General features: G+C 64.2%; 21 protein-coding genes. 12 read left to right on the top strand and 9 right to left on the bottom strand.

Features of this window, described 5'->3' with window-relative positions; all coding sequences use genetic code 11:
* The first annotated feature begins 52 nt into the window (after window positions 1-52).
* Window positions 53-649 (top strand): porin family protein, encoded by a 597-nt coding sequence (locus tag JY451_04325; protein QZH75822.1) that lies wholly within the window; start codon window positions 53-55, stop codon window positions 647-649.
* 106 nt (window positions 650-755) lie between these two features.
* Complete coding sequence (locus JY451_04320; GenBank protein ID QZH75821.1) at window positions 756-992, top strand: hypothetical protein; 237 nt, start codon at window positions 756-758, stop codon at window positions 990-992.
* 4 nt (window positions 993-996) lie between these two features.
* Here the strand turns inward: JY451_04320 and JY451_04315 are convergent, their stop codons facing one another.
* The 3 genes from JY451_04315 to JY451_04305 are packed head-to-tail and all read right to left on the bottom strand — an operon-like array spanning window position 997 to window position 6,250.
* Window positions 997-3,942 carry a DUF2339 domain-containing protein gene (locus JY451_04315; protein QZH75820.1) on the bottom strand — a complete coding sequence of 982 codons (2,946 nt, stop codon included), beginning with the start codon at window positions 3,940-3,942 and terminating at the stop codon, window positions 997-999.
* 38 nt (window positions 3,943-3,980) lie between these two features.
* Window positions 3,981-4,745: a competence/damage-inducible protein A gene (locus tag JY451_04310; GenBank protein QZH75819.1), complete on the bottom strand. Its 765-nt coding sequence runs from the start codon at window positions 4,743-4,745 to the stop codon at window positions 3,981-3,983.
* A complete protein-coding gene (locus JY451_04305) occupies window positions 4,742-6,250 on the bottom strand; it encodes an NAD(P)/FAD-dependent oxidoreductase (GenBank protein QZH75818.1) in 1,509 nt (502 codons plus the stop codon). The genes JY451_04310 and JY451_04305 overlap by 4 nt, the downstream gene beginning before the upstream one ends.
* Before the next feature lie 45 nt (window positions 6,251-6,295).
* Between JY451_04305 and JY451_04300 the strand changes: the two genes are divergently transcribed.
* Window positions 6,296-7,261, top strand: coding sequence for a magnesium and cobalt transport protein CorA (locus JY451_04300; protein ID QZH75817.1), 966 nt, complete (start codon window positions 6,296-6,298; stop codon window positions 7,259-7,261).
* Here JY451_04300 and folD (JY451_04295) read toward each other — a convergent pair.
* Genes folD (JY451_04295) through JY451_04285 form a run of 3 tightly spaced genes read right to left on the bottom strand, consistent with a single transcriptional unit; the run spans window position 7,258 to window position 9,996 of the window.
* On the bottom strand, window positions 7,258-8,118 hold the full coding sequence (gene folD, locus JY451_04295; GenBank protein ID QZH75816.1) for a bifunctional methylenetetrahydrofolate dehydrogenase/methenyltetrahydrofolate cyclohydrolase FolD: 861 nt from the start codon (window positions 8,116-8,118) through the stop codon (window positions 7,258-7,260). The genes JY451_04300 and folD (JY451_04295) overlap by 4 nt on opposite strands.
* 46 nt (window positions 8,119-8,164) lie before the next feature.
* Window positions 8,165-9,088, bottom strand: coding sequence for a bifunctional methylenetetrahydrofolate dehydrogenase/methenyltetrahydrofolate cyclohydrolase FolD (folD, locus tag JY451_04290; protein QZH75815.1), 924 nt, complete (start codon window positions 9,086-9,088; stop codon window positions 8,165-8,167).
* A gap of 35 nt (window positions 9,089-9,123) precedes the next feature.
* On the bottom strand, window positions 9,124-9,996 hold the full coding sequence (locus JY451_04285) for a methylenetetrahydrofolate reductase (GenBank protein QZH75814.1): 873 nt from the start codon (window positions 9,994-9,996) through the stop codon (window positions 9,124-9,126).
* 139 nt (window positions 9,997-10,135) lie between these two features.
* On the opposite strand from JY451_04285, the gene JY451_04280 reads away from it, so the two are divergent.
* The 6 genes from JY451_04280 to JY451_04255 all read left to right on the top strand — a co-directional run bounded on the left by JY451_04280 (window position 10,136) and on the right by JY451_04255 (window position 16,022).
* On the top strand, window positions 10,136-10,834 hold the full coding sequence (locus JY451_04280; protein QZH75813.1) for an alpha/beta fold hydrolase: 699 nt from the start codon (window positions 10,136-10,138) through the stop codon (window positions 10,832-10,834).
* Window positions 10,835-10,878: 44 nt separating this feature from the next.
* Window positions 10,879-12,306 carry an aminomethyltransferase family protein gene (locus tag JY451_04275; protein QZH75812.1) on the top strand — a complete coding sequence of 476 codons (1,428 nt, stop codon included), beginning with the start codon at window positions 10,879-10,881 and terminating at the stop codon, window positions 12,304-12,306.
* A gap of 96 nt (window positions 12,307-12,402) precedes the next feature.
* Window positions 12,403-12,984 carry a hypothetical protein gene (locus JY451_04270; GenBank protein ID QZH75811.1) on the top strand — a complete coding sequence of 194 codons (582 nt, stop codon included), beginning with the start codon at window positions 12,403-12,405 and terminating at the stop codon, window positions 12,982-12,984.
* 157 nt (window positions 12,985-13,141) lie between these two features.
* Window positions 13,142-14,752, top strand: coding sequence for a VWA domain-containing protein (locus tag JY451_04265; GenBank protein QZH75810.1), 1,611 nt, complete (start codon window positions 13,142-13,144; stop codon window positions 14,750-14,752).
* A complete protein-coding gene (locus JY451_04260) occupies window positions 14,749-15,381 on the top strand; it encodes a pilus assembly protein (GenBank protein QZH75809.1) in 633 nt (210 codons plus the stop codon). Before JY451_04265 ends, JY451_04260 begins: the two co-directional genes overlap by 4 nt.
* A complete protein-coding gene (locus JY451_04255) occupies window positions 15,381-16,022 on the top strand; it encodes a pilus assembly protein (GenBank protein ID QZH75808.1) in 642 nt (213 codons plus the stop codon). Before JY451_04260 ends, JY451_04255 begins: the two co-directional genes overlap by 1 nt.
* A 9-nt stretch (window positions 16,023-16,031) precedes the next feature.
* Here JY451_04255 and JY451_04250 read toward each other — a convergent pair whose 3' ends face one another.
* The 3 genes from JY451_04250 to JY451_04240 are packed head-to-tail and all read right to left on the bottom strand — an operon-like array spanning window position 16,032 to window position 18,372.
* On the bottom strand, window positions 16,032-16,793 hold the full coding sequence (locus tag JY451_04250; protein QZH75807.1) for a helix-turn-helix domain-containing protein: 762 nt from the start codon (window positions 16,791-16,793) through the stop codon (window positions 16,032-16,034).
* A gap of 2 nt (window positions 16,794-16,795) precedes the next feature.
* Window positions 16,796-17,923 carry a cobalamin-independent methionine synthase II family protein gene (locus tag JY451_04245; protein ID QZH75806.1) on the bottom strand — a complete coding sequence of 376 codons (1,128 nt, stop codon included), beginning with the start codon at window positions 17,921-17,923 and terminating at the stop codon, window positions 16,796-16,798.
* Between the two features lie 53 nt (window positions 17,924-17,976).
* Complete coding sequence (locus JY451_04240) at window positions 17,977-18,372, bottom strand: nuclear transport factor 2 family protein (protein QZH75805.1); 396 nt, start codon at window positions 18,370-18,372, stop codon at window positions 17,977-17,979.
* Window positions 18,373-18,440: 68 nt separating this feature from the next.
* Here JY451_04240 and JY451_04235 point away from each other — a divergent pair, with 68 nt between their 5' ends.
* From JY451_04235 to JY451_04225, 3 genes are all read left to right on the top strand, one after another.
* On the top strand, window positions 18,441-18,830 hold the full coding sequence (locus tag JY451_04235) for a nuclear transport factor 2 family protein (GenBank protein ID QZH75804.1): 390 nt from the start codon (window positions 18,441-18,443) through the stop codon (window positions 18,828-18,830).
* A gap of 121 nt (window positions 18,831-18,951) precedes the next feature.
* Window positions 18,952-19,701: an SDR family oxidoreductase gene (locus JY451_04230; GenBank protein QZH75803.1), complete on the top strand. Its 750-nt coding sequence runs from the start codon at window positions 18,952-18,954 to the stop codon at window positions 19,699-19,701.
* 2 nt (window positions 19,702-19,703) lie between these two features.
* Complete coding sequence (locus tag JY451_04225) at window positions 19,704-20,234, top strand: DUF3237 domain-containing protein (GenBank protein ID QZH75802.1); 531 nt, start codon at window positions 19,704-19,706, stop codon at window positions 20,232-20,234.
* Window positions 20,235-20,302: the final 68 nt, after the last annotated feature.

The following is a 20,302-nucleotide window of genomic DNA, read 5'->3' as shown; positions in this document are numbered from 1 at the left end:
AGCTGCACCGTTCGATGTGGCGCGCGGGGCTTATGCAAAAGGACGACAAGTCATGAAAAAGTTTCTCACTCTCGCGGTGATCGCGGCGGGCACCGCTGCCACTCCGGCGTTCGCACAGTCGACCGGCGGGCTCTATGTCGGTGCGATCGCGGGCTATGAAGGGCTGGATGTCGACACGGCCGACGATACCGCAACGGCCAGCGCAGACTCGGCCGTTTACGGCATTTCGGCAGGATACGATCTCAGCCTCGGCAGCGCCTTTGTCGGCGTCGAAGGCGAATATTCGACCAGCGGCGGCGACACCGAATTTCCCGGCACTGTCGCCGGCGCACGCAACGGTCTGGAGGCAGACGGCCAGTATTACGCAGGCGTGCGTGCGGGCGTGGCGCTTACTCCCGGCATCTCTGCCTATGGCAAGGTCGGCTACACCGCGCTCGATACCCGCGCCTTCACTTCGTCGGGCTCGCTCGGCGATCTGGAGGACAACGCCGACGGACTGCGCTTCGGCGGCGGCCTGCAAGTGCAATTGCCCGGACCGCTCGAAGCCCGCGTGGAATACCGCCGCTCGACCTATGGCGACGTGGGTGACGGCGCGTTTGGCGATGCGACCACCGACCAGGTGGTGGCGGGGCTGGGCGTCCGCTTCTGATTTAGGGGGGGCCGGGGGTGCGAACTTCCGGCCCTTCTTCCCTCACTCCACGTCTTTTCGGAAACCTCCTGCGCGCATGGCGTTGGTTCTCCGAAAGGAAAATCCCATGCGTAACAGTATCATTTTCATCGTCGTCGCCCTGGCTATCGTGTTCGCGCTTTCGGTATGGGTCGATAGCCGGATTGCCGCGGGCGCCGGTGCCGTTTTGCTTCTGGGCGGGCTCGCCTACGGAACGATCCGCAATGCAGGTGGCAGCCGCGCAGGCGTGGCCCGCGCGGAACGCGGCGCGCGCGAAGTGCGCGAGGAAATCGCCGAAGATGAAGAGCGTCGCGGGACGAACTGAGGCCCTAGACGACCGGTTCCGGCACACGGCTGGAAAGTTGGCGCGAGTAGATCCAGCCGATCCCGATCAGGCTGACCCCCAGCGCGAGGAAGCTGGCGATCCGGAGCAGTCCTTCTAGCCCCGCGGCATCGACCAGGAACACCTTCAGCACCGCGATCAGCATCAGCACCAGCGAGCCGATCCGCCAGGTGCGCTGGTTGTTCCGCGATCCCCACCACAGGAAGCCGAGCGCCAGCACGATGCCGAGCAAGGAGCGGAGCAAGTCCTCGGTCTGGCTCATTGGCACGGAAGTGAGCAGGCTTCCGGCGAAGGAATGGCGCAATTCGCTCAGGGCCCAGAAGGAAATCAACAGCATCAGCACCCCGTCACCCAGCCGCCGGAGCCTATCGCGCAGCATCCCTTCAGGCAGGCGAGTGAGCCACCAGACGGCCACGCCCGCCGCCAAATAGGCTGGGGCCAGCCAGTTGGCGAGCGGCAGGGCGTCGGTCGCCTGCGCGTCCCATAGCGGGTTGTGCAGCAGGAAGCCGAACAGGGTGAAGTGCCATAGTCCGGCTGCGATCAGGGCCATGCCGGTGGCGCGCCATGGCGTGCGCGGGACGAAGCGGGCGAGGGCGATGCCACCGCCGATGAGCAGCGCTTGCCAAACGGTGCGTTCGGCCATGCCAAGGGCGACGAAGGCGCTGTCGTCGGCGATGGCAAACAACTGCTTGTAGAGCACATGCAGCACCACGGTTCCCGCCGCCCCGGCCAGCGCCGCCAGCGTGAGGGCCAGCTTGCGCCGCTCCTCAACCCGCCATGCGGCGAAGCCCGCTGCCAGTGCGAGCGGCATGACATAGCGCAGCGCACCGGTCCAGGTCGGCAGGTCAGACACCAGCATGGGCAGGCCGGAAATCGCTTCGAACCCCAGCCCGATCCAGATCGCCACCGGATGCAGGCTCCACAGCAAGGCCACGGCCAGCAACGCGCCCCAAAGGCCCGTCCGTTCGCGCTGCCACCAGAGCAGGGCGACCGCGACAAGCGCCGCCGTCCACGCCAGCCATTCGGCGGGAATGACCTGCGCCAGCACGACATAACCGCATAGTCCAGCCAAGATCTCCGCCGCGCGCCGCCAGCGCCGCCGCCATTCAAGTAGCGCCAATGCCGCGAAGGGCAAGGTGGCAGCGATCCAGCGGATCAGTGCGCGGCCTCTATCCACATCACCGTATGGGTTCCCGACAGCGCGCGACAGTTCTTCGAGAATGCCCCCGGTCGAGAAAAGCGTCACCAGTGTCAGCACGCCGCCTGCCCATCCCAGCGCGGCGAGCGCTGCAACCTGCATTCGCCGCATGATTTCTGCAAGCACCAGCGTGACAGCCACCGCTCCCAGCACTTCGGCCCAATCGGGCAGCACAACGTGCAGCGCACCGAATGACAGCAGCGCTGCTGTCGCCGTTGGCAAAGCCAGATAGCGCGAGAGCGCCTCGTCGAGCCACGCACGCCAAACTGCCAATGCGGCGGTGGCAGACAGAATCGTCAGCCCCACTGACAGTCCGGGCAAGAACAACTCATTGTCCGAACTGCCGAAGTGAAAACGGCAGACCAAGCCCAGCGCCAGCGCGCCCAGGCTCACCTGCGCCAGTTCTAGCACCTGGCTATCCCGCCGCCACAGCAGCCCCAGCGGCGCACCGAGCACGATCGCACCGAAGCCCACCATAACCACGATGAAATCGCGCACCATGGGTTCAGGCCAGGTTGCCAGCAGGATCACGCCCACCGCCGCCACCAGCGCGCCAGCGGGGCGCAGTGCCGGGATCCGCCACGCCAGCACTGCCAGCGCGGCAGCAAGCAGCAGGTACAGCCCCCAGGTCAGCAAGTCGTATCCGGCAAGGCTTACCAGTGCGCCCATCTGTGCCGCCGCAATTGCGCCCGAAGCCAGCCGGGCAAGCGGCAGCTTGGCATCGTCCGCCAGCAGCAGCGGCACCAGCGCGCCGAGCGCCAGCAGGTAAAGCCCGATGGCGACCACATCCTCGGTCTCGCTCGGCAGGCCTGCCAGCATCAGTACGCCCCAGAGGAACCCGCCCGCCATGGCTGCCAGGCCCAGCCAGCGCTGCCCCATCCGCTTGGCGGTCAGCGCAAGGCCAGCGGTGAGCAGCGCCAAGTAGAAAGCCAGCACGGGAACATTGGCTTCCTCGCTCGCCACCAGCACCGGGGTGGCAAAACCCCCGAGCAGGCCGAGCACGGCGGTGGGCAAGCCGAAGCGGGAAGTCAGCGCCAGCGCCACCGCCGTCACCAGCGCCAGCCCGGCAAAGGCCAAGCCCGGCCCGATCAGACCGTATTGCGCCCCGGCAAGGTAGAAGGCCGCGTAAAGCGTCGCCAGCCCCGCGCCCGCAAGCGCCTGCCGCACGCGCGGATCGGCGACCCGTTCCTCGAACTGATAGGCCGCTTCCGCCGCGCCGAGCAGCAGCAGGCCGAACACGAAGCTGAGCGCCGTGCGTACCTCCGGCCCCATCAGCCCCTGTTCGATGGCGTAGATGACGAGGAAAATCCCCCCCGCCGCCAGCGCGATCCCGCCCGCCCAGATCGGCAGGCGACGACCGAAAATGTCCTCGAAATCGAATTTTGTGGACGAGTAGCTGGTGTCGGCCTCGGCAGGTGCAACATCCTCCGCTCCCAGCGGTGCAGGAGGCGGCAGAGGTTCGGAGACCGTCGGCTCTTCGGCAGGCGCGGACCATGCGAGCGTCTTCTCGGGTTCGGGCTCCGGCGCCGGCTCAACTTGTGGTTCCGGCTCAGGTTCCCCCACAAATTCGGCATCCGGGCGAGAGCGTTCGGACACCACCGCTTCGCTCGCGAAAGCACGCCAGTGGCTGCGGGTCTCTTCCTGCAAGTCCCGCAGCCGCCGTTCGAGCTTCTGCACCCGGCCCCACAGTCCGACCAGCACCGCACCCATTCCGATGATGAACAGCCATTCCATCTAGCGGCCCCACCAGTTGCCAGGCTCCCCGGCGCCGCTCAAATCCCGCCCGGAGTGAAATCGAAGCCTGCTTCGCCCAGTGCCTCGCACAGCGTATCCACCGCACTTGCCAGCACTTCGGCGCTCGTCGAACGGACTACGAAATTCGCGCCAACCCGGCCTTCGCGGAAGAACGGGTAGCTGCCGATCTGCGCGCCTTCGTGCGCGCGTTCGACTTCGCGCAGGATATCCGCCACTTCGCTTTCGGCGGTCCAGCAGCCCACAGATTCGGTGAGCAGCGGCGCGCCGCCTTCGAGCGTGCCGGTCAGCCCGTCGAGCATCTGCGCAGTGATGTGCGGCACGCCTGCCATCACGTAGATGTTGCCCACGTGGATGCCCGGCGCGCCCGACATGCGGTTCGGGATCAACCCTGCGCCTTCGGGCACCCGTGCCATCCGCAACCGCGCTTCGGTGAGCCCGCCGGGCTTGTTGGCATAATAACCTGCGAGCATGTCGTGCGCTTCGGGATGGACGACTACCGGCACGCCGAGTGCGGCCGCAATGGCATCCACGGTTATGTCGTCATGCGTCGGGCCGATGCCGCCGGTGGTGAAGAGGTAATCGTGCTGCACACGCAGCGCGTTCACAGCCTCGCCGATGGCCGCCATATCGTCCGCCACCACGCGCACTTCTTGCAGGCGAATGCCCTGCACCTGCAACCAGCTGGCGATCTGGGCGATGTTCTTGTCCTGCGTGCGGCCGGACAGGATCTCGTCGCCGATCACCACCAGCGCCGCGGTCCACACTTTTTCGGAGCTGCTCATTCGGCGGCGATCGCCTGCGTTGCGGGTTCTGCCTCGGCATCAGCCACCACGGCAGGCGCCTGGAGGAAGTGCAGCACTCCGTCAGCCACCGGGCGCTGGCGAAAATCGCGGCGGTCCTCCAGGTAATCGTGCCGCAGCGTCCACGGGCGTTCCGCCGCAACCTTGGGCATCAGATGGATCGCGCGCTGGAGATAGCCGGAACTGTAATCCCACGGCGTGACCGCTTCCGGCTCGTCTGCAGCCGCCAGCTCGGGCAGCGCAATGTCCGTCCCGGTCCGCGCCATATGGTTGAGCACTTCGCAGGCGTAGCGCGAATTCATATCCGCGCGCAGCGTCCAACTGGCGTTGAGATAGCCGAACACGAAGGACAGGTTCGGCAGGTTGGAGAACATCGTCCCGCGATAGAAGAAGTGGTCCTTGAAATCGACCGGCGCGCCATCCTTGCTGATCGCCACCTTGCCCGCCAGTGCCATCCGTAGCCCGGTGGCGGTGATGACCAGATCGGCAGGGAGGTAGCCGCCCGATTGCAGTTTCACGCCGCCGGCATCGAACCCGGCGATATGATCGGTGACCAGCTTCGCTTTGCCGCGCTTCACCGCGTTGAACAGGTCGCCATCGGGCACCAGGCACAGCCGCTGTTCCCACGGATTGTACGGCGGTTCGAAGTGCACGGGATCGTAGGCCTCGCCCAGCGAGCGACGCAGCAGGCCGCGCAGCTTTTCCGCCAGCTTGGCCGGATTGCGGCGCGAGAGGCTGAACAGGTAGGCGCGCAGGGCAATGTTCTTCTGCCGGGTGAGCCAGTAGGCGAACTTCTCCGGGAACCAGCGTTCGAACCGCTTGCTCCACTTGTCGCGGCGCGGGCCGGGAGCCATCCACGTCGGCGTGCGCTGGAGCATGGTGACGCTGGCGGCAGTCTTCGCCATCACCGGCAGGATGGTGACGGCAGTGGCGCCCGAACCGATCACCACGACATTCTTGCCCGCATAGTCGAGATCGTCGGGCCAGAACTGTGGATGCACCACCTGCCCGCCGAAGTCTGCAAGGCCGGGAATGTCGGCATCGTGCGGATTGTCGTAGTCATAGTATCCGCTGGCGAAATAGAGCCAGCGCGCGGTGAGTACAGTCTCGCGCCCGTCCGCTCCGCGCGAGGTCACTGTCCAGCAGGCGCGCGCGGAATCCCAGGCGGCGGAAAGCACTTCCTGCCCGAAGCGGATGTTCGGGCGGATGCCGCGTTCATCGACGATGCGGTTGAGGTATTCGAGGATCGCCGGGCCATCGGCAATCGCGTCCTCGTGCTTCCAGGGTTCGAAATCGAACCCCAGCGTGTGCATGTCCGAATCCGAACGCACGCCGGGATAGCGAAACAGGTCCCAAGTCCCACCGATCTGCTCGCGCCGTTCGAGGATGGTGTAGCTGCGGTCGGGGCAGAGCAGCCCCATGTGGCCTGCCATCGAAATGCCCGAAAGCCCTGCGCCGATGATGCAAACGTCGGTGTCGATTGTCATGCCCGCCTGATTGCCAGCAAGCGCGCGCCGTGTCACCTGCCCGCTATGACTATTGTGGCTGCAAAGCGCTATCGCGAAGGCAAGGTGGTGAAGGCCGCGCTCGGCCCGCGCGCGGGGAAGCCGGGGGAGGGCGAATTCGACTGGGTCGGGCTGGTCGATCCCACGCCAGCGGAAATGGAGCGGATGCGCAAGGCCTACGGCCTGCATCCCTTGGCTATCGAGGACGCGCTGACCGTGCGCCACCCGCCCAAGGCGGAGACCTATGGCGAGCAATTGTTCGTCATCGCCCGCACGGTCGAAAGCGGGCTGGGCGATCTGGTGGCCTATGGGCAGACCTCGGTGTTCCTGACGCGCGACTTCATCATCACCGTGCGGCTGGGCAGCGCGCGGCCGCACCTGGAACTGCGCGACCAGCTGGAAGCGCTGCCAGAACGGCTGGTCGAAGGCCCGGATTTCGTGCTCCACGCGCTGCTCGACTTCATCGCCGAGGGCTACGAGCCGGTGCTCGACAAGCTGGAGGCGATCGTGGCGCAGGTGGAAGATGGGGCGATCGAGGCTTTCCCCGACCAGTCGCGCATCCGTCGCATTTTCCGGCTGCGGCGCGGTCTGCGGCAGCTGGAAGGCACCGGCGGGCGGATGGAGGAAATGGCGAGCAAGCTAGCGCAGGTGGAACTGCCTGCCATCGATTCCCGCGCGCGGCCCTATTTCCGCGACGTGCACGACGATACCAAGCGCGTCATTTCGCGGGTGCGGGCGCTGATCGATACGCTGGGGAGCATTCTCGAAGTCGCCAGCCTGCTCGAACAGAGCCGCCAGGGCGTCATTACCCGCCAGCTTGCCGCTTGGGCGGCGATCCTAGCCTTGCCGACGGCGGTGGCGGGGATCTACGGCATGAACTTCGACTTCATGCCGGAGCTGGAGTGGCGGTACGGCTATTTCTACGTGCTCGGCGGGCTGGCCCTGGTCTGCGGCGGGCTGTTCATCCGCTTCCGCAAGATCGGCTGGCTTTAGGCCGATAGGGCGCGCGCCGCCTGCACCGTGTTGGCAAGCAGGCAGGCGATGGTCATCGGGCCGACACCTCCGGGGACGGGCGTGACGGCAAGCGCGTGCTGCACCTCGTCATAGGCCACATCGCCGACGAGCCGTGACTTGCCGTCCGGGCCTGCCAATCGCGAAATGCCGACATCGATCAGCACCGCGCCGGGCTTGACCCAGTCGCCTTTCACCATTTGCGGCTGGCCGACTGCCGCGACGATAATGTCCGAGCGGCGGGCGAGGGCGGGCAGGTCGCGCGTTCGGCTGTGGGCAATCGTCACGGTGCAGCCCGCCGCCAGCAGCAGCAGCGCCACCGGCTTGCCGACGATGTTCGAACGGCCGATCACCAGAGCGTCCAGCCCCGCCAGATCGGGCAGGACCGAGCGCAACAGCACCATCACGCCCCGCGGTGTACAGGGCACCAGTCCCTTGACCCCGGTGGCCAGCCGCCCCGCGTTGACGGGGTGGAAACCGTCCACGTCCTTGTCCGGATCGATGGCCTGTAGCACCAGATCGGTGTCGATATGGGCAGGGAGCGGCACCTGGCAGAGGATGCCGTGAACTGCCGGATCGGCATTGAGACGGTCGATCAGGGCCAGCAGGTCGGCCTGCGAGGTATCGGCGGGCAGGCGATGGGCGAAGCTGGCGATCCCTACGCGGGCGCAGGCGGTGATCTTGTGCCCGACATAGACTTCGCTCGCCGGATCATGGCCCACCAGCACTACGGCCAGGCCGGGTTGCGGGCCGCCCTGGGCGATCATCCGGGCGACGTCCGCCGCAGTTGCCTCGTCCAGCTTGCGCGCGATTGCCGCGCCATCGATCCGTTCCGCCATGCAGCGGCTTGTTCACCAGCTAGTGCGGATTGGCAAGGGCGCGGCCCTAGCCTGCGGTATACATGCTGCGGTCGGGCGCGTCGGCGTAGTCGTCCCCGCGCTGCGCCGGTTCGACCATCAGATTGCGCGCCGCCTGCACGGTGTTGGCGAGCAGGCAGGCGATGGTCATCGGCCCGACGCCGCCGGGAACGGGTGTGACGGCCAGCGCGTGCTGCACTTCGTTGAAGGCAATATCGCCAACCAGCCGGGTCTTGCCATCCTCGCCCGCAATGCGGGTAATGCCGACATCGATCAGCACCGCGCCATCCTTCACCCAGTGGCCGCGCACCAGTTCGGGCGCACCGGCTGCAGCAACGATGACATCGGCCTGTCGGCAGATTTCGGGCAGGCCTGCGGTGTTGATATGGGTGACGGTCACTGTCGCTTCGGCATCGAGCAGCAGGTTCGCCACCGGCTTGCCGACAATGTTCGACTTGCCGATCACCACCACGTCCTTTCCGGTCAGATCCGGGATGACCGTGGCGATCAGCTTCATCACGCCCAGCGGGGTGCAGGGCACGATGCCGCCGGTACCGGTGGAGAGCCGCCCGACATTGACCGGGTGGAAACCGTCGACATCCTTGTCCGGGCTGATCGAGCGCAGCACCAGCCGCGTATCGATATGTTCGGGCAGTGGCACCTGGCAGAGGATACCGTGGATTTCGGGATCGGCATTGAGCCGCGCGATCAGTGTCAGCAGCGCATCCTGCGAGGTGCTGGCAGGCAGGCGGTGTTCGGTGGACTGGATGCCGACTTTCTTGCAGGCGGCGATCTTGCGGCGGACATAGACTTCGCTCGCCGGATCTTCACCGACCAGGATCACCGTCAGGCCGGGGGCGGGGTGGCCCGCCGCCAGCAATTCCTGCACCTGTGCCCAGGTTTCCTCGTCGAGCTGGCGCGCGACTGCGTGGCCGTCGATAATCTGTGCCATTGGTACTTTCCCGGCCTTGTCGCTTGACGCTGCGCCTACTGGTGGCGCGCGTCGTAATCGTTGATCCATTCGGCGGACGCGCGCAGCGCACCGAAGGGGTAGAAATGCAGGCGCACACGCCCATGCCGTTCGTCAAGTTTCTCGGCAAGGCTGTCCACCAGCTTGTCCGGCCCCGCAGTGCCGAGCAGGTTGGTGATTGAAATGCCGTACTTCTTCATCACGTTGGCCGAAGCGCCCACGCCGCAGCGCTTGGCAAAGCCGAGCAGCCGCTTGATCCCGGCGGGACCGGGCACGCCGAGCCGCACCGGCACGTCGATCCCTCGGCTTCGCATTTCCGCCAGCCAGGCGACGATCGCATCGTCATCGAAAGCGAACTGGGTGACCACTAGCGGGGTCATCCCGTGGGCGCGGATGGCATCGAGCTTGCGCTCCATCCACGTCCACAATTCGTCGGGATTGTTGTTCGGATGCCCTTCCGGATGACCGCCGACGCCGATTACCTCGTAGCCATACTTCTCCAGCAGGCCGGTCTCGATGATCTGCAGGCTGTCCGAGAACGGCCCTTCGGGTTCGGGGGGGTCGCCTGCGATCACGAAGATGCGCTTGGCCTGCGCGCGCTGGGAGGTCTGGGCGAGGTAGTAATCCAGTTCCTCGTGCGACTTGATCCGGCGGGCGGACACGTGGGTGATCGGTTCGAACCCCAGTTCGCGCACCAGGCAACTCGCTTCGATGCGCTGTTCGATTTCCTCACCGGGAAGGAAAGTGACGGCGATCTGCGTCTTGGGCACGATCAGCGGGGCGGCTTCGCGCAGGCCTTCGAGCTCCTTGGCGGTCATTTCCAGCGAATAGCCGTCCACCATGTTCGCCATGGGCTTTTCCCAGTTGGGATGGATCGTCTCGTAGGACATCGCGTGCAGTCTCCTCTCGCCGCTTCGGCTGGAGCTGTTCCGGCCCGCCGACTCTTCACAAAAGCCTCTAGCCCAGACGCTGAAATTCGTATAGATGAAATTTTCAAGAGCGCGAATAAACTGAGTGAACCCTGCACCAATGCTGATGTTTCTGCCTGGCCTGATCTGCGATTCGCGCGTCTATGCGCCGCAACTGCGTGCGTTTCCGGGCAGCGTGGCGGTGGACGGCTACGGCATGGCCGATTCGCTGACCGACATGGCGCGGGTCGCTTTGGCGCAGGCGGATGCTGCCGGGGCCGAGCGGTTCGACGTGTTCGGCCATTCGATGGGCGGACGCGTGGCGATGGAGATCGTGCGGATCGCTCCCGAACGGGTGCGGCGACTGGCACTGGTATCCACAGGCATTCATCCGCTGGCAGAAGGCGAAGCGGAAAAGCGCGCCGCGCTCCAGCAGATCGGCTACGATCACGGCTATACCGCGCTGGTCGATCACTGGTTGCCGCCGATGGTGGCCGATGCCAACCGCGAGACGGCGATCTATGCTGATATGCGCGACATGTGCCTGTCCAAGGGTCAGGCGATGTTCGATGCGCAGATCAGGGCGCTGCTCGCCCGCCCGCCGTTCGAGCACCTGCTGGCCGGGCTGACCGGCCCGGTGCTGGTGATGACCGGCGAGCTGGACCGCTGGTCCCCGCCCGCGCAGCATGAGGCGATTGCCGCTGCCATTCCCGGTTCGCAGTTGGTGATCGTGCCGGGGGCCGGTCACATGATTACGCTGGAAGCGCCCGATGCGGTGAACGCCGCGATTGCCGACTGGCTCGCCGAACCAGCCGACTGACATTTTCGAGACAATCCGAACAATCCCCTAGAGAGGACCTGACGATGAGTGACCAGACCCTGCAAGAAAAGCTCGATGCCCAGAGCGACGTTGTCCACTTCCTGCGCAACCAGCAGACCGGCCCCAACGCCTATCCGGGCGTGCCGGCGGAATATACCAACTGGCGCAACGAGCAGGCCGCCTGGGCCAAGAGCGCAGTGCTGTTCAACCAGTCCTATCACATGGTCGAGCTCTATGTGCGCGGACCCGAAGCAATGGCGCTGCTCGAATATACCGCGATCAACAGCTTCAAGAATTACCAGGTGAACAAGGCCAAGCAGTATGTGCCCGTCACCCCCGAAGGCTATGTGATCGGTGACGTGATCCTGTTCTACCTGGCTGAAGAGGAGTTCTCGCTGGTGGGCCGCGCTCCGGCGATCGAATGGGTCGAATTCCACGCCCAGTATCCCAAACCCGATGGCAGCAAGTGGAACGTGACCGTCGAGCGTGACGAGCGCACCGCGATGCGCACCGACGGCGTGCGCAAGAACTATCGCTTCCAGCTGCAGGGCCCGAACGCGATGAAGATCCTCGAGGCGGCGATGGGCCAGACCCCGCCCGATCTGAAGTTCTTCAGCATGGCCCATATCGACATTTCCGGCCACGACGTGATCGCGCTGCGTCACGGCATGGCTGGGCAGCCGGGTTACGAGCTGTTCGGCCCCTGGGCGGACTACAAGGGCGTCCATGCGGCGCTGGTCGAAGCGGGCAAGGATCACGGCCTGACGCTGGTCGGTGGCCGCGCCTATTCGTCCAACACACTCGAATCGGGCTGGCTGCCTTCGCCGCTGCCGGCCTTCTTCACCGGCGACAGCCAGATGATGCAGGACTTCCGCGCCTGGGCCTCGGGCAAGAGCTATGCGGGCACGTGCTCGATCGGCGGTTCCTACGTGCCGGATAGCATCGAGGGCTATTACCTCACTCCGTGGGACATCGGCTACGGCCACATCGTCAAGTTCGACCATGACTTCGTCGGCCGCGAGGCGCTCGAGCGGATGGCAGGCGAAAAGCACAAGCAGAAGGTCACGCTGGCGCTCGACAACGAGGATATGATGCGCGTGCTCTCCTCGCTCTATGCCGAGGGCGAGCGGGCCAAGTACTTCGAATTCCCCAGCGCGGTCTATGCGATGCATCCGTTCGACGAAGTGCGCACCGTGGACGGCAAGTTCATCGGCGTTTCCACCTGGGTCGGCTACTCGTCGAACGAGGGCAAGATGCTGACGCTGGCGATGATCGATCCCGACGAAGTCGAAATGGGCAAGGAAGTGATGCTGGTCTGGGGCGAACCCGATGGCGGCACCTCCAAGCCCACGGTCGAGCCGCACGTGCAGACGCAGATCAAGGCGGTGATCAGCCCCGTTCCTTATTCGAACGTCGCCCGCACCGCCTATGCGGACAGCTGGCGCGCGACGGGGGTCGGTGCCAACACCTGATTCAATTCCCCTGGGGAGAGGCGGAAGGGGCGGCGCGCATTGGCGGGCCGCCCCTTTTGCTTGCCTTTCAGGTGCGTGAAGGGGCATGTGTGCGCAATGGTCCTGCGCTTCCTCCTGCTGCTTGCCGCCTTGTTCGCGCTTCCCGCGCAGGCGCTGGCCAACGATCTGATCGGCCACTGGGCCTTTCGCATCGACGACGCGACGATCTTCATCTTCGAGATTTCAGAGGACGCGGACGGTGATTGGCAGGGATCGTGGACCCGTCCGGCCAGCTTCCGCAGCAACGGCGTGGTCTTTGCGGAACTCACCGGATCGGAAGAGCTCGAAGCGATGGCGGCGCTGGAATTTGCCGGGCTGATCGAACTCAGCTTCGAAGACCCGCGCCCGAATGCGGTGCCGGACATCTTCCGTTTCCGCCATGTGGCCGAAAACCGTGCCGAACTGACCTATGTCGGCACCGACCTCGCCCCCTATCCGCTGGTGCGGGTGGCTCCGGGCAGCCGGATCGGGCCGTTCGATGCCAGCCGCATCTACGATTCCGACAATGCGGTGACAGAGGCGGATTCTCTACCGGCGCCGGTGTTGGAGGAAGTCCCTGCTGAAGAAGCTGCAGAACCCCAGGCCGAGACGCAAAGCGAACGCCCGCGAGTCGATGCTGGATTCCTTGACGACCTGTGATCGCAGATAAACAACTGGTATTCTGCAAAATTAATTCACCCTTTACCAACCGGCTCAACGAACGGCTAACCCTAACTGGTGGGCAAGGTTTAATTCCTACTGCGGCATATACGTATCTAATCTCCGGGCGAGTGGTCCGGATTGGTGGGGATACGTCATGTCGAGCAGCAGTTTTTTCTCCCGTTTGCGGGATGACACGGCGGGCAACGTGCTCGCCATGTCCGCTGCCGCCATGGTTGCCTTTACCGCACTGATTGGGTCGGCAATGGACCTGAGCGTGGTCTACATGGCGCGCGGCAAGTTGCAGAACGCCTGCGACTCGGCCGTGCTTGGCGCGCGGCAAAGCATGACTGGCACGACTTTCAACCAGTCCGTCGAGGACGAAGGCGAGCGGTTCTTCGACTTCAATTTCCCGGATGGTACTGCCGGTTCGACCGAGGTGACTTTCGAACTGGAGCAGGACGAAAACAACGCCGGCGAACTCAACGGTCTTGCCACCGCCACCATCCCCACTTCGCTGGTGCGCATCATCGGTATCGACGAGATCCCGATTTCGGTCGATTGCGACGCCACACAAGACATGGGCCACAACGATATCGTGCTGGTGCTCGACGTGACCGGTTCGATGAACGACGCCCCCAGCAATGGCGCGGGTACGAAGATCGAGCGGCTGCGCGAAGGGGCGATCGGGCTGTTCCGGGCGATGGAGTCGGACGACGGATCGATCACTCGCTACGGGATCGTGCCCTATTCGCACACCGTCAACGTGGCGCGCAGCCTGGACAACCGCGATATCCTCACCGATCAATTGTACCTGACCAGTTGGACGTACCAGCTCTGCGACGTCTGGCGCAATTCGCTGAGGAATTGCCGCAATCGCACTTCGGCCACCTATGTGCAGCCGGGCTATGTGGCGGGCAGCAACTACACGCTCTACAACAATAACGTGAGGGGGGTTCAGAGTTCCGTCCATATCAGCAACTCGACGTGGAACAATGCCAGCGGTCTCTATCCCGGCAACGTGCAGGGTTTCCGCACCAGCGGCGACGGCTGCATCGAGGAGCGACCGACCATCGACGAATCGAACCCCGCACCTTCCGGGCAGTTCATCATCCGCGACTACGTGACCCGCGAGGATATCGACCAACGCGCGAGCAATGGCGGCAACGATACTGCAAGACAGTTCGGCCGTTACGATCCGGGCGTGCAGGAGGGTCAGTCCCAGGTCGGCTGCCCTTCCGAAGCCCGGCGGCTGGCCGAATACGACGGCGAGGATGCGTTCCAGGCCGCGATCAACACCGCCACGGCGCGGGTAACCGGCGGCACCTATCACGATGTCGGCATGCTTTGGGGCACCCGGTTTGCCTCGCGCACCGGCTTCTTTGCTGGCGACAATTTCAATCAGGGTGACAATGTCACCGAAATCGACGGGATACCGGTCAACACCCACATCGTGTTCATGACCGATGGTATGCTCGATACCGGTGACCGGCTCTATTCGGCGCACGGGGTCGAGCTCTATCAGGATCGAACACGGGGCGACGGGGACCAGGATGCCCAGCATATCGCTCGCTTCGAAGCGACGTGCGATCTGGCCAAGCAGATGGGGATCACGATCTGGGTCATCGCGCTCGACGTGACCGATACCGACGATGTCGAACCCTGCGCCACCAGTTCGGCGCACTTCTACACCAGCGACGGCTCGGACCTGGAGCAGATCTTCGAAGCCATCGGCCAGGGCATCGGCAACCTGAGGCTTACCCGGTGATCCTCCGGCTTCGTTCACAGCTGCCCATGGGGCGCGACGAACGCGGTTCGACGATTGTCGAATTCGCCTTCGTCGCGCCGCCGCTGATCCTGATCCTGCTGGCCGGGTTCGATTTTGGCCACCGCAGCTATGCCACTGCCGTGCTGCAAGGCGCGCTGACCGACGCCGCCCGCGCGGCGTCGGTGCAGAATCCGCAGTTCAACGGCGAAGGCGATACCTTGGAAGAACGGGTGCAGGACGCGATGACAGGCCAGATCGCTCCTGTCGCTACGCCGGGCTACACGCTGGAAGTTACGCAGAGCAATTTCTACGACTTCAGCGGCATCGGCAACCCGGAGAAACTCGTTACCGATAACGATAATGACGGTGTCTACGATGAAGAAGATGGTGACTGCTTTTCCGACCTCAACGAGGATGGTGAATTCGACCTCGACACCGGGCGCGAAGGTCGTGGCGGATCGAACGATGTGGTGTTCTACGAAGCCACGCTGACGATGGAAGCGCTGGTACCGCTGGCCAACTTGCTTGGCGGCAGTTCGGAATATGTCCTGCGTGCCGAAACCGCTGTGCGCAACCAGCCATGGGGTTCCCAGGCAACTCCGCCGGTCGTGTGTGGAGTAGCCTTGTGATGCGCGCCATGCCCTTCCTGCGCCGCCTCGCCCGCGATCAGCAGGGCCTCGCCTTCATCGAATTCGCTTTCGCTGCACCGGTGCTGCTGCTGCTGATCCTTGGCGGCCTGGAACTGGCAAACTACGCGCTTGCACACATGCGGGTGAACCAGATCGCCATGACCGTGGCGGACAATGCCGGACGCGTGACCACCGGGATCGACGAAGCCAATGTCTACGAAGTGTTCGCCGGGGCCGATGTTATCGGTCAGCCGATCGATTTCGAAGAGAACGGTCGGATCGTGCTTTCTTCGCTGCAACCCAATGGCCGTAATGGTGGTAACCGGGGACAGATGATCAACTGGCAACGCTGCTGGGGTGATCTCGATGTTGCGCCAGCCTATGGCGAGGAAGGCGACGGTCGCAATGACAATTCGCTACGCAATGGCATGGGGCGTTCGGGGAACCAGATCACCTCGTCCGAAGGCACGGCGGTGATGGTCGTGGAAGTGTCCTACACTTACCAGCCGCTGGTCGACACCGGTTATATGGTGATCAGCGAATCCATTACCCACGAAAGCGCCTTCAACGTGCGCGGGCGGCAGAACAACAACATCACCAACAGCCAGGATCTCGACCAGCTTGTCTGCGACGACGACTGAGGCCTGGCGCTATGCCTCTTCGAGCAGCGCCGCTGTCTTGTCGAGCAGGTCGCAGATACGCCCGTCCAGCGTAGTATCGTAGCGCACCTTCGGCACTGCTACCGACAACGAACCGACGGGCATGCCGTCAATCGTCACCACCCGGGCCGTGCCGACGATCCCGCGCGAAAATTCATCCTCGGTGCTGGCAAAGCCGGTCTTGCGGATTTGCCCGAGCTGTTTGCGCAAGGCCTTTTCTTCGGTGATAGTCGCGTCGGTAAAGGCCTGACGCGTACTTTCTGCGAAGTAACGGTCCAGCTCGTCATCGGGCAGTGCGGCGAGCAGCGCCTTGCCCGCCGCGAGCGCGTGCATCGGCAGCCGCTGGCCGCTTGGCACGGAGTAGCGTAGGGCCTGCTCGGAACTTTCGGTCACCAGCGCTTCGATCTCCCAGTCGTGGCGGATGAAGAAGCTGGTGGTTTCGTCCAGCTGGATGCGTAGTGTGCGCACCAGCGGTGCCACCCGTTCAGCGAGGCTATAGCCGCCGCGCGGGCTTTGCAGCCGCGCCAGACCCGGCCCGGCGGAATAGCGCCGCGCGTCGCGTTGCAGATATTTGCGCTCCACCAGCGTGGCCAGCAGGTAGGAAAGGCTGGAGACGGGAATTCCGAGCGCAGTGGCAATTTCCTGCGCCACCAGCGGACGGCCCGCCGCCACCACATATTCGATGATGTCGAGCGTGCGGGTGGCCGATTTGACCGAGGAACTGGCCGCCGGAGAAAGAGGCCCGCCCGCCACCGTCAGCCGATCCGCTCGTCGGCGATATCGGCTCCGGCGCGCAGCGCGGCGAGCTTGGCCCAGGCCACTTTCGGATCGATCTTGCCGTAACCGGCAAAGGTGCCGAAGCCGCAATCGGTGCTGGCGATCACCCGGTCCTTGCCGACAATGGCGGCAAAGCGTTCGATCCGCTGGGCGATCAGTTCGGGGGTTTCGACATAGTTCGAACAGGTATCCACCAGCCCTGGCGCGAGCACTTTTTCTGCGGGCAGATCGGCCTTTGCCCAGACCGCCCATTCGTGTTCGTGGCGCGGATTGGCGGCTTCGAACAGGATGGTGGCGGGGCGGGCGGAGAGGATCACGTCCATGATCTCCTCCAGCGGGATATCGTGAGTGTGGGGGCCTTCGTAATTGCCCCAGCAGATGTGCATCCGCAGCCGCTCGGGCGCGATGTTCGCGGTCGCCTCGTTCAGCGCATCGACATTGGCGCGGATCGCGGTGATGAATTCCTTGTCGCTCATGTCCTGGTAGCCGGTGTGGCGGCTCATCGCCAGATCGGGGCAATCGAGCTGGAGCTGGAACCCGGCCTCGGCAATCGCTTCGTATTCCGGGCGCATCGCGGTGACCAGATCGGCGAGATAGGCTTCGTGGCTGGGGTAATACTGGTTGGGCTGGAAGGCAGTGATGAGGCCGGGGCTGGCCGAATTCATGAAGGATTCTACGCCTTCGCCGTGCCGGTCGAGCGCCAGCCGGAAACGGCGAATATCGTCGTGCAGCGGCTGGAGGTTCACCAGTTCGACCTTGTCGATGGCCGAGGCGCGGGTGAATTCCTGCGCGCCCATGATGTGGGAAAGCTTCTGCGCCAGTTCGGGTACTTCGGCGAGGTCTTTTGCGGGCTTGCGCGGAGTGTGGCCGCCGAAGCCCGACAGCCGCTCGATGATATAGGTGGAATAGCCGACCTTGCCGATTTCCCCGTCGCTGACCACCGAGACGCCCGCAGCGACCTGTTTGGCCACGGCATCGTCTATCGCCGCCTGCACCAGCCGGTCGAATTCGGCCTCGTCATAGGGCTCCCCCTTGTCGCGGGCGAGCAGCTGCGGCACGAGTTCGGGGCCGCGCGGAAGGCTGCCGACGTGGGATGTCTTGATCATTCCCGCGCTATTTCACATATACGAAATATCCGCAAGGATGAATTCTCGATCGGTCACGCGACGATGGCACAGCCGACGCTTTTGATCCTGCCGCCCTCCAGATGGTAATGGATATACTGCCGCATTTCCTGCACTTCACCCGCGGCAATCGGAAAGAACTGCTGGAGACCTTGCGCATCCAGCGCCTCGCGGGTGAGGTCGCGGAAAGCCTCGACCCGGATCACGCCCTCCACCGCCGCCAGCTCGTCCGAAGCGGCGAATTTCTCCACGGTGATGGTCTCACGGACATAGGAATGCAGGAAGGTATAGAACGCCCGCAACTCTTCGCGCGTGCGGATGGATATGCCGAAGAAGGCGAGGTCCGGCTCCCCGGCGTAGAAATCGAACACCGCATCGTAATCGCGCGCGTTGAAAGCGGCGGTGTAGCGGTCGTAATCCTCGCGGGTCATGCTTCCTCCTCTCCCCATTGCCTCGCATCGTAACACTCGTTAGCATTGTCGCAAGAGGGAGAGGACCGATGAGCCGCACAGCGCAAGAGCAGGCCAATCTGGATCTGGTGGTGGCGATGTTCGAGAATGTGCTCGTTCCGCTCGATAGTAGCCGTGTCGATGAGTATATTTCGCCCGGTTACATCCAGCATCACCAGCACGTGCAGCCGGGGCGCGAGGCGCTGAAAGGCTTTCTCGACTGGGCGCGCAGTCAGCCGGGCGAAGCCGAGCAGATCCTCCACCGCGCCTTTGTCGACGGCGATCACGTTACCCTGCACTACCACGTCATCCGCCACGCAGGCGATCCGGGCTTTGCGGTGATGGACATTTTCCGGGTGGAGAACGGCCTGATCGCCGAGCACTGGGACGTGATGCAGGATGTCGACCCGGCGCGGCAGAATCCATTGTCGCCGTTTTAGAACTGTCGTCATTGCGAGCGAAGCGAAGCAATCCAGTCCGGACCTCTCGCATTCTCGTAACAGTAGGACTGGATTGCCGCGTCGCCTTCGGCTCCTCGCAATGACGAAGGGAGGGAATTGAATGAGATTTGAAAACAAGATCGTCCTCGTCCTCGGCGGCAACTCCGGCATGGGCCTCGCCGCCGCCAAGGCGTTCGCCGCAGAGGGCGGCACGGTGCACCTGACCGGGCGCGAACAGACGACCATCGATGCTGCCGTGGCCGAAATTCCTGGCGCAACAGGCTACCGCTCCGATATCGCCGATCCCGCCGCCACCGAGGCCGTAGTGCAGGCGGTCGAGGCGGCGCATGGGCGGATCGACGTGCTTTACATTAACGCCGGGGTCGGCGGTTTCGCCCCGCTCGAAGAGATCACCGAAGAGGCGTGGGACCATGTCCATGCGATCAACCTGCGCGGCTGCGTGTTCGCCTTGCAGAAGGCCCGGCGGCCTTTGGGGCGCGGCAGCAGCGTAGTGGTCACGGGCAGCATCGGCGCGCACGGGGCGCTGGAAGGCAATGCCGCCTATGCCGCCGCCAAGGCGGGCCTGTACATGGCGATGAAGGTCTTCGCCAAGGAACTGGTGCCGCACGGCATACGCGTCAACGTGGTCAGCCCCGGCCCGATCGACACCCCGCTGCTGCACCGCAATCCGGGTATGAGCCACGCCGATGTCGCCGCGCTCAAGGACATGATGATCGCCAATATCCCGATGCACCGGATGGGCGAGGCCGACGAAGTGGCCAAGGCGGTGCTGTTCCTCGCCAGCGACGATGCCGCTTTCATCACCGGTGCCAACCTGTTCGTCGACGGCGGACTGATCGAACTGAGGTAAGCATGAGCCAGTTTTCCGACACCACCCCGTTCACCGCGCCATACAGCGCACTCGACAATCCGCGCCTGGAATTCGTGATGGAAGTGCGGCTCACCTTCCCCGAAGTCCACACCATTACCCCCCATCCCAGCGGCGGGATGCGCACGGCGGTGTTGGTGCAGGGCGGAACCTTCGTCGGCCCGCTGCTGAAAGGCCGCGCGGTGCCCGGATCGGGCGGCGACTATGCCTATTTCCGGCCGGACGACGTCGCGGTGTTCGACGCGCGTTACCTGCTCGAGGAGGACGACGGCACGATCATCCTGCTCAACAACAAGGGCTTCCTCTGGGGCCGCAAGCCCGAAACGATGCAGCGCCTGCGCGATTGGGCTTTCGGCAATGGCGAACCGGTGCCGCACGAAGACTATTACCTGCGCGGCAACCCGACTTTCGAATGCCCCATCGGCAAGCACGACTGGCTGACCAAGCATGTCTTCATCGGCGTGGGCGAACGCAAGGCAGACGGCAATTGTCTGCGATACTATGCACTTACATGAGCGATCGCACCCACCGGGATGACAAAATGAGTCGCCAGTACAGACTTTAGGCGGTATGTTGCATATAT

Origin of the sequence: Erythrobacter sp. (assembly GCA_019739335.1) — a bacterium.
Taxonomy (GTDB): domain Bacteria; phylum Pseudomonadota; class Alphaproteobacteria; order Sphingomonadales; family Sphingomonadaceae; genus Alteraurantiacibacter.
Note: the sequence above shows the minus strand (reverse complement) of the source record. Positions and strands in the feature narration are given on the sequence as shown.